Genomic DNA, 7,655 nt, shown 5'->3' on the forward strand with positions numbered 1-7,655 from the left:
GGCGTCGGCGGTGACGAGGGTGGAGAGGATCTTCACGGCGGTCGTCTTGCCCGCGCCGTTCGGGCCGAGCAGGGCGAAGACCGTACCGGCCGGGATGTGGAGGTCGACTCCGTCGAGGACGACCTTGTCGCCGTACGACTTGCGCAGACCGGTCGCGGTGATCGCGGCGGGCACGGGGTGACCGTCTCCCTGGCTCGGCAGCGGCGGGTTGGACATGGGCATGACAGAAGAAGGCATGGGGGCCTCCGATCGAAGGCTGAGGTGGGAGGGGAAGGTCTTGAGGGGAGGGGAGGGGAGGGGAGGGGAGGGGAGGCGGCGCGGGCCGGGGGCGGCCTGGGTGCGGGCCGGGGCCGGGGCGCGTTCCGCGGTCGTGCCCCGCGGTCGTGCCTCGCGGTCGTGCCCCGCCCCGGTTTCCGGCCCGAGAGTCAGGCGCGGGCGCGGCGGATGTCGATGTTGCCGTGGCGCGTGCGGGCGCGGATCCTGACGGTCTCCTCGGTCTCCTCCGGAGCGCCGGAGGCCGTGAGCCCGTTGCGCACCTGACCGGAGCCGGAGACGGCGTCGAGCCAGGCGGCGGTGCCCTCGCGGACGCCGACGTCGATGGCGCCGTAGCTCGTCTCCAACTGGACCGTGCCGCGGGCGATCTCGCCGATGCGGACGGTGCCGTGGGCGGTGGTGGCGGTGACCGAGTCCTCGGCGCGGTCCACCGAGATGTCGCCGTGCGCCCCGCTCACGCGGAGCTCGCCGGTGACGGCGCCGACGGTCGTGGTGCCGTGCGAGTTCTTCAGGACGGCCGGGCCGTCGACGAGGCCGACGCGCACGCTGCCGGAGCTGGTGGTGATCTCGGCCGAGCCCTCGACGCGGTCCACGGTGATGGAGCCGTGCGAGGCGGTGAGGTGCAGCGGCCCGGTGGTGTCGAGTCGGGCGTCGCCGGACGAGGTCTTCACGCGGACCTCGCCGAACCGGCCCTCCCCGAGGATCTGGGTCCAGGCGCCGTCGACCTCGACCCTCGACCCGGTCGGCAGCTCGACCGTCACGTCGACGACGCCGGTGCGGCCGAACAGGTTCGACTTGGGCGTCCGCACGGTCAGCGTGCCGTTCCCGTACGAGATCTCGGTCTGGTCGGCCGTCCGCACGTCCAGGTCCTTCTTCGGGTTGCGCGGCGCCACCTCGACCACGGTGTCCGTGCGGTCGCCGGCGACGAACTGGATGGAGCCGGCCTCCACGCGGGCCAGGGCCGAGATCGCTGCGGGAGTGTCGTAAGAAGGCATGGCTGTCCCGTCCTCTTGGGTCTCCGGAACGTCCCCGCTGGTGGGACGTGGTGTGGGGTGAAGTGGTGTGGCGGGGTGGGGCGGGTGCTATCGCACCCAGCCCGTGATGCTCTGGCCGACGGACCGGGGCTTCTCCGCCGGGCGTGGGCGGGCGGCGGCGCCGCCGTCGACCGCCGACGACACGGCCCGGACCAGCCAGGCGTTGACCGACAGTCCCTCGCGGCTCGCGGCCTCCTCGGCCCGTGCCTTGAGGTGGGCCGGCAGCCGCAGGTTCACCCGGGCGACCGCGCCTTCGTCCCCTTCCGGGACGGCCGGGGCCGCGAGCGGCTCGGCGGGCTCCGTCGGCTCCGCGGGCGCCGCGCCGCTGTCGGCGGGCGGCCGCGTCACCACGAAGTCCGGGTCGAGACCACGGAGGCGTACGTCGACCGAGCCGGGGGCGAGTTCGCGGGTGATCTCGTCCGTCGCCGCGGAGAGCACGTTCAGCATGGTCAGGCGGGTCGCCGACTCCAGGGGGGCGGTGAGCCGCTCGGCCAGCTCGCGGGCCGCGTCGCCACCGGCTTCGGCTGCCACCGCGAGTTCGCGGCGGAGGCTGTCGACATACGGGGTGAGGTCCATGACGTCATCATGGCACCATCATGGCGCCATGTGCAACCCCTCGTGGTGTCATGTGGCACCGAATGGCGCCAGAGGGTGCCATGAGTGGCGCCGAGTGGCGTTGCGTGGCGCCGCGTGGTGCCAGGTGGCGTCGGAGTGGCGTCGTGTGGCGCCATCTGGTGTCGGGAGGCGTCGAGGGGTGCCGGGAGGTGTCGAGGGGTGCCGGGGAGTGGGGTGCGCATTCATGCGGAGCGCTTCCGCCGCTGTCGCGCCTCCGCTCCTCCACTTCCCCAACTCCCCGCTGCGTGAGGGTGGTTGACGGAAGGTCTGGACCAATCTACGGTCTGCTGGAGCGCGCGCCACGCCCCGGACCGACCCCCCACGTCCCAAGGAGCACACGCATGCCAGGCTCACGGATCACCCGCGCCCTGGGAGCGGGCCTCGCCGCCCTGCTCGCCGCGGTCGCCGCCACCGCCGCCACCCCCGCGCAGGCCGTCGCCACCTCCGCCTCCACCGGCGCCACGGCCGCCGCCGCCGACACCTGCGCCCTCAAGCCCCGTCCCTCCGGGAAGGTGCTCCAGGGCTACTGGGAGAACTGGGACGGCGCCGCCAACGGCGTCCATCCGCCCTTCGGCTGGGCCCCGATCGACGACCCGCGCTTCGCCGCCCACGGGTACAACGTCGTCAACGCCGCCTTCCCCGTGATCCGTTCGGACGGGACGGTGCTGTGGGAGGACGGGATGGACAGCACCGTCAAGGTCGCGACCCCGGCCGAGATGTGCCGGGCCAAGGCCGCGGGCGCCACCATCCTGATGTCCATCGGCGGCGCCGCCGCCGGCATCGACCTCAGCTCCCGGGCCGTGGCCGACCGCTTCGTCGAGACGATCGTGCCGATCCTCCAGCGGTACAACTTCGACGGCATCGACATCGACATCGAGACCGGTCTCGTCGGCAGCGGCAGCATCACCACCCTCTCCGCCTCCCAGGCCAACCTGGTCCGCATCATCGACGGCGTCCTCGCCCGCATGCCCGCCGGCTTCGGCCTGACGATGGCGCCCGAGACGGCGTACGTCACCGGTGGCAGCGTCGCGTACGGCTCGATCTGGGGCGCGTACCTGCCGATCGTCAAGAAGTACGCCGACAACGGCCGCCTGTGGTGGCTGAACATGCAGTACTACAACGGCAGCATGTACGGCTGTTCCGGCGACTCCTACTCCGCCGGAACCGTCGCCGGCTTCACCGCCCAGACCGACTGCCTCGACCGCGGCCTCGTCATCCAGGGCACCACCATCCGCGTCCCCTACGACAAGCAGGTCCCGGGCCTGCCCGCCCAGCCCGGCGCGGGCGGCGGGTACATGGCCCCCTCTCTCGTCGCCCAGGCGTGGAACCACTACGGAGGCAAGCTCAAGGGCCTGATGACCTGGTCGATGAACTGGGACGGCTCCAGGAACTGGACCTTCGGCGACAACGTCAAGCGGCTCCAGGGCCGTTAGTCGATCAGCGGGCACCGGACACCGTACGGTCCGGGACGTCGCGGACCGACGTCCCGGAGCGGACCTGATCGCCGGTGCCCGCATCGACTGCCCGGACCTCGCCCGGGGCGACCACGCCCACGCCCCGATCACCCTGGAGGCGGGCGGACCGGTCGCGGCCCGCGTACGCCCGCTGCCCTGATCCCGCGCCGGTGACGACCGGAACCGGCGCGGGTCGGCCTCCCTTCAGGGGGTGGGTCACTCTCCGGGGAAAGCCACGTCGATGTCGCGGCGGATGCCGTCCAGGACGTGCATGACGCTCAGCGTCTCGGCGAGCGGCATCAGGTCGGACTCCAGCCGCCCGGCGCCGACGCAGCGGGCGGCTTCGGCGGCCTCGTAGCAGAGCCCGCCGTCGAGCAGCGGAGGGACGAAGGTGTCGATCAGCGCGTTGTCGCGGCCGATGAGCCGGACCGTGGCGGGTCCGTAGAAGGACCCGTCGATCTCCAGGCGACCGTGCGTTCCGGCGATCGAGGCCGTGGTCGGAGTGCGGCCGAAGAGGGTCGTGTTCAGGATCGCGTGGGCTCCGGACTCGGCGGTGACGAGGATCGACGCCTGGCCGTCGACGCCGGTGGACGTCTTCGTGCCCACCGCCGTGACCGAGGCGAACGGCCCCAGCACCATCGAGGCGAAGGAGACCGGGTAGACGCCGAGGTCCAGGAGTGCTCCGCCCGCCAGTTCGGGGGCGAAGTGGCGGTGCTGCACCTCGGGGGTCATCGGCTGGCCGTGGTCGGCGATGACGGTGTGCACCTCGCCGAGCAGACCGGCGTCGAGCACCTGGCGGACCACGTCGATGTGGGGCAGGAAGCGCGTCCACATCGCCTCCATGAGGAACACCCCCCGCTCCCGGGCGGCTTCGACGAGCCGCTCGGCCTCGCGGGCGTTGCGGGTGAACGCCTTCTCCACGAGGACGTGCCGGCCGGCCTCGATCGCCTGGAGGGCCTGCTCGAAATGGCCCGAGTGGGGCGACGCGACGTAGACGATGTCCACCGCGTCGTCCGCGACGAGTTCGGCGTAACTGCCGTAGGCCGCCGGGATGCCGAACCGGTCGGCGAACGCGCGGGCGCGCCCGGCGTCACGCGAGCCGACCGCCACCACCTTCTGCCCGGTGTGCTTCTGCAGCGCTTCGACGAAGTGGGCCGCGATCCAGCCCGGGGCTATCACCCCCCAGTTCAGGGCCGGTGCGTCATGAGGGGAGGGTGTCCGGGGTGCGGGCAGTGCCATGCGTGCCGCCTCGGGGGTGTCGCCTGACCGGTCCTGTGTCATGGGTTCCTTCTCGGATCTGGTGCGGGAGGCCGCCGGAGGGCTGGCCCGTCGTCTTGCGCAATCGATTGCGCAATCGATTGCGCCAAGATATGTCGGGAGCGCCGCAGGCTGTCAAGCCCGACGGGCGAGTACGGGCGAGTACGGGCGAGTGCGGGCGAGTGCGGGCGAGTGCGGGAGTGCGGGCGAGTGCGGGGGTGCGGGGAGTGCGGTCCCGGAGAGGGTCAGGCGGACTCGCGCGGCACGAACCGCGTGCGCAGGGCGACCCGCGACGGGCTGACGCGGCCTTCCAGGCGTTCCAGGAGCAGGCGTCCGCAGGTCGAGCCCACCTCGTAGGCGGGATAGCGGATCGTGGAGAGCCGGGGGCGCACCAGGGAGGCGAGCTCGATGTCGTCATGGCCGACCAGCGCCACGTCGGACGGGACCGCGAGGCCCATCTCCTCCGCGGCCTCCAGGGCCCCGATGGCGGTGCGGTCGTTGACGAAGGCGACCGCGGTCGGCGGCTTCTTGCGGCCCATCAGGCGGCGCAGGCCCTCGGCTCCGGCCTCGCGGGTGTGCTTCCCGCGCACGACCAGACCGGCCGGAAGATCCAGCCCGTGACGCCGGGTGGCGGCGCGGAAGAGTTCGAGGCGGGGGTCGCCGCCCGGCGTACCCGCCGGCCCGACCACCATGCCCAGTCGCTCGTGGCCCTGGCGGGCGAGACGGCCCACCGCCTCGTCGACGGCGTCGTGGGAGTCGGCGCGCACCTGGTCCAGGTCCCTCCACTCGCTGTCGGCGCTGACCACGACCGGAATGCCCGCTGCCCGTACGGCGCCGAAGTCCTCCGGGGTCAGCCACGAGGGGGTGATCACCACTCCGTCGAGGCACCGCCTGACCACGTCGTCGAGACAGTAGAGCTCCTCCGCGCGCTCCGCGTTCGTATTGCAGACGACGACGTGGTACCGCCCCGGACGCAAGCTGTCCTGCAGCCCACGGGCCAGCTGGGCGTAGAACGGGTTGGCGATGTCCGGGATGATCAGCGCCACGGTGCTGGAACGCCCCGTGCGCAGGCTCTGCGCCACGGTGTTCAGCCGGAACCCCAGCTCGGCGATGGCCGCCTGTACCGCTTCCCTCTTGGCGGGAGCCACCGGGCGCTTGCCGCTCAGTACGTAGGAGACGGTCGTCACCGACACTCCTGCCGCACGGGCCACATCGCTCATCGTCACGGGCTGGTGCTGCATCGTCGATCTTCTCCTTCCGTGGCCGGACGCCACGGCGACCGGCCCCTGCCTGACGCGTCGGCGCGTGACGGCCCGCACATTCCGCAAACGATTGCACATCCTTGACGGGCAGCGGCGGACAGCGGCGGGCAGCGGCGGCCGCATCACCCAGAGTAAGGGCCGCCCGGGGCGGACGCCGACGCGCCCGGTGCGCCGAGGGCGCCACCGGGCAGGCGGAGACCGGGCGCCCGCGCGGCGTACCGGACCCTCGCGTGTTACCCGCGGGTACGCCATGATGGGGGCGACAGGCGACCACGACCACCCCGGGGGCTGAGGCAGCGGTGAGCGACGAGAAGCGGAACACGGTGCACGCCTTCGGGGACGACGCCCTCGGGGAGCACGACGCGGTCGGGCTCGCGGCGGCGATCCGGCGGCGCGAGGTGAGTCCCGCCGAGGTCGCCAGGGACGCGGCCGCCCGTCTCCGGGCGGTCGCGGAGCTCCACGCGGTGCAGACCCCGCTCGACCCGCCCGCCATCGGCGGCGGGAACGGCGGGGCCTTCGCCGGAGTCCCCACCCTCGTCAAGGACAACACCGACTTCGCCGGGCTGCCGACCGGGCACGGCAGCGCCGCCTTCACACCCCGGCCGGCCCGCCGGCACGCGCCCTTCGTCCGGCAGCTCCTCAGCACCGGCGTCACCGTCCTCGGCAAGACCCGGCTGCCCGAGTTCGGCTTCAGCCCGGCCACCGAGTACGAGACCGCCGAGCCGGTCCGCAACCCCTGGCACACCGGTCGCTCGGCGGGCGGCTCCTCCGGCGGCGCCGCCGCGCTCGTCGCCGCCGGGGCCGTACCGCTGGCCCACGCCAACGACGGCGGCGGTTCCATCCGGATCCCCGCCGCCTGCTGCGGGCTCGTCGGCCTCAAGCCCACCCGCGGCCGGGTCGTCGGCAACGACCAGAGCCGGCACCTGCCCGTCGACCTCGTCGCCGACGGCGTCGTCACCCGGACCGTCCGCGACTCCGCCGCGTTCCTCGCCGCAGCCGAGCGGTACCGGCGCAACCCCGGGCTTCCGCCCGTCGGCCTGGTCGAGGGCCCGTCGGGGCGGCGGCTGCGCATCGGCTTCCTGCTCGACTCGCCCAACGGCGTCCGCTGCGACGACGACACCCGCGCCGCCGTCACCGGAACCGCCGACACCCTCCGGGGCCTCGGCCACACCGTCGAACCCGTCACCATGGACCTGGACCCCCGCTTCACCGGGGACTTCCTCACCTACTGGGGCATGCTCTCCTTCCTCCTCGGCGCCACCGGCCGCACCTTCGGCCCCGACTTCGACCGGCACCGCATGGACGGGCTGAGCCGAGGGCTGCGCGAGGAGTACGTGAAGCGGTGGCGGGACACCCCGGGCGTGGTGCGCCGGCTGCGGCGCACCAAGGAGGCGTACGCGGCGGCCCTGCGCGGCCTCGACCTCGTCCTCACCCCGGTCCTCGCCCACACCACGCCCCCGATCGGGCACCTCAGCCCCACGGTCCCGTACTCCGTCCTGGTCGAGCGGATCCTCGCGTACGTGGCCTACACCCCGGTCGACAACGTGGTGGGCACCCCGTCGATCTCGCTGCCCAGCGCCCGCACGACCGCCGACGGTCTGCCGATCGGCGTCCTCCTCTCCGGCCGCCCCGGCAGCGAACGCACCCTCCTGGAAGCCGCGTTCGCCCTGGAGGCCGAGCAGCCCTTCCGACGCGTCCAGGACGCCTGACACCGGGCGCCTGACGCCTGACGCCTGACACCGGGCGCCAGGCGTCAAGCG

Annotated in this window: 7 protein-coding genes; 2 read left to right on the forward strand and 5 right to left on the reverse strand. The window is 73.3% G+C overall.

The annotated features are described in order from the left end of the window. From ACFQ8C_RS35705 to ACFQ8C_RS35715, 3 genes are all read right to left on the reverse strand, one after another. A partial coding sequence (locus ACFQ8C_RS35705; protein ID WP_383465944.1) for an ATP-binding cassette domain-containing protein occupies window positions 1-237 on the reverse strand: 237 nt, incomplete at its 3' end. Between the two features lie 188 nt (window positions 238-425). Then, window positions 426-1,268 carry a DUF4097 domain-containing protein gene (locus ACFQ8C_RS35710; protein ID WP_383465946.1) on the reverse strand — a complete coding sequence of 281 codons (843 nt, stop codon included), beginning with the start codon at window positions 1,266-1,268 and terminating at the stop codon, window positions 426-428. An 87-nt stretch (window positions 1,269-1,355) separates the two neighbouring features. Continuing rightward, window positions 1,356-1,883 carry a hypothetical protein gene (locus ACFQ8C_RS35715; RefSeq protein WP_383465948.1) on the reverse strand — a complete coding sequence of 176 codons (528 nt, stop codon included), beginning with the start codon at window positions 1,881-1,883 and terminating at the stop codon, window positions 1,356-1,358. A gap of 380 nt (window positions 1,884-2,263) precedes the next feature. On the opposite strand from ACFQ8C_RS35715, the gene ACFQ8C_RS35720 reads away from it, so the two are divergent. Beyond that, window positions 2,264-3,355 carry a chitinase gene (locus ACFQ8C_RS35720; protein WP_383465949.1) on the forward strand — a complete coding sequence of 364 codons (1,092 nt, stop codon included), beginning with the start codon at window positions 2,264-2,266 and terminating at the stop codon, window positions 3,353-3,355. A 237-nt stretch (window positions 3,356-3,592) separates the two neighbouring features. Here the strand turns inward: ACFQ8C_RS35720 and ACFQ8C_RS35725 are convergent, their stop codons facing one another. Beyond that, entirely contained in the window at window positions 3,593-4,657 is a 1,065-nt protein-coding gene (locus ACFQ8C_RS35725) for a Gfo/Idh/MocA family protein (protein WP_383465951.1), read from the reverse strand. 221 nt (window positions 4,658-4,878) lie between these two features. Further along, window positions 4,879-5,874: a LacI family DNA-binding transcriptional regulator gene (locus ACFQ8C_RS35730; protein WP_383465952.1), complete on the reverse strand. Its 996-nt coding sequence runs from the start codon at window positions 5,872-5,874 to the stop codon at window positions 4,879-4,881. A gap of 320 nt (window positions 5,875-6,194) precedes the next feature. Here ACFQ8C_RS35730 and ACFQ8C_RS35735 point away from each other — a divergent pair, with 320 nt between their 5' ends. Continuing rightward, window positions 6,195-7,604, forward strand: a complete 1,410-nt coding sequence (locus ACFQ8C_RS35735) for an amidase (RefSeq protein ID WP_383465954.1) — start codon at window positions 6,195-6,197, stop codon at window positions 7,602-7,604. Window positions 7,605-7,655: the final 51 nt, after the last annotated feature.

It is taken from the genome of Streptomyces sp. NPDC056503, assembly GCF_042794995.1.
Taxonomy (GTDB): domain Bacteria; phylum Actinomycetota; class Actinomycetes; order Streptomycetales; family Streptomycetaceae; genus Streptomyces.

What these genes read in the sequence shown, in the direction of transcription:
- ACFQ8C_RS35710 (WP_383465946.1), bottom strand. Translation starts at nt 1,268, where the DNA reads ATGCCTTCTTACGACACTCCCGCAGCGATCTCGGCCCTGGCCCGCGTG.
- ACFQ8C_RS35715 (WP_383465948.1), bottom strand. Translation starts at nt 1,883, where the DNA reads ATGGACCTCACCCCGTATGTCGACAGCCTCCGCCGCGAACTCGCGGTG.
- ACFQ8C_RS35720 (WP_383465949.1), top strand. Translation starts at nt 2,264, where the DNA reads ATGCCAGGCTCACGGATCACCCGCGCCCTGGGAGCGGGCCTCGCCGCC.
- ACFQ8C_RS35725 (WP_383465951.1), bottom strand. Translation starts at nt 4,657, where the DNA reads ATGACACAGGACCGGTCAGGCGACACCCCCGAGGCGGCACGCATGGCA.
- ACFQ8C_RS35730 (WP_383465952.1), bottom strand. Translation starts at nt 5,874, where the DNA reads ATGCAGCACCAGCCCGTGACGATGAGCGATGTGGCCCGTGCGGCAGGA.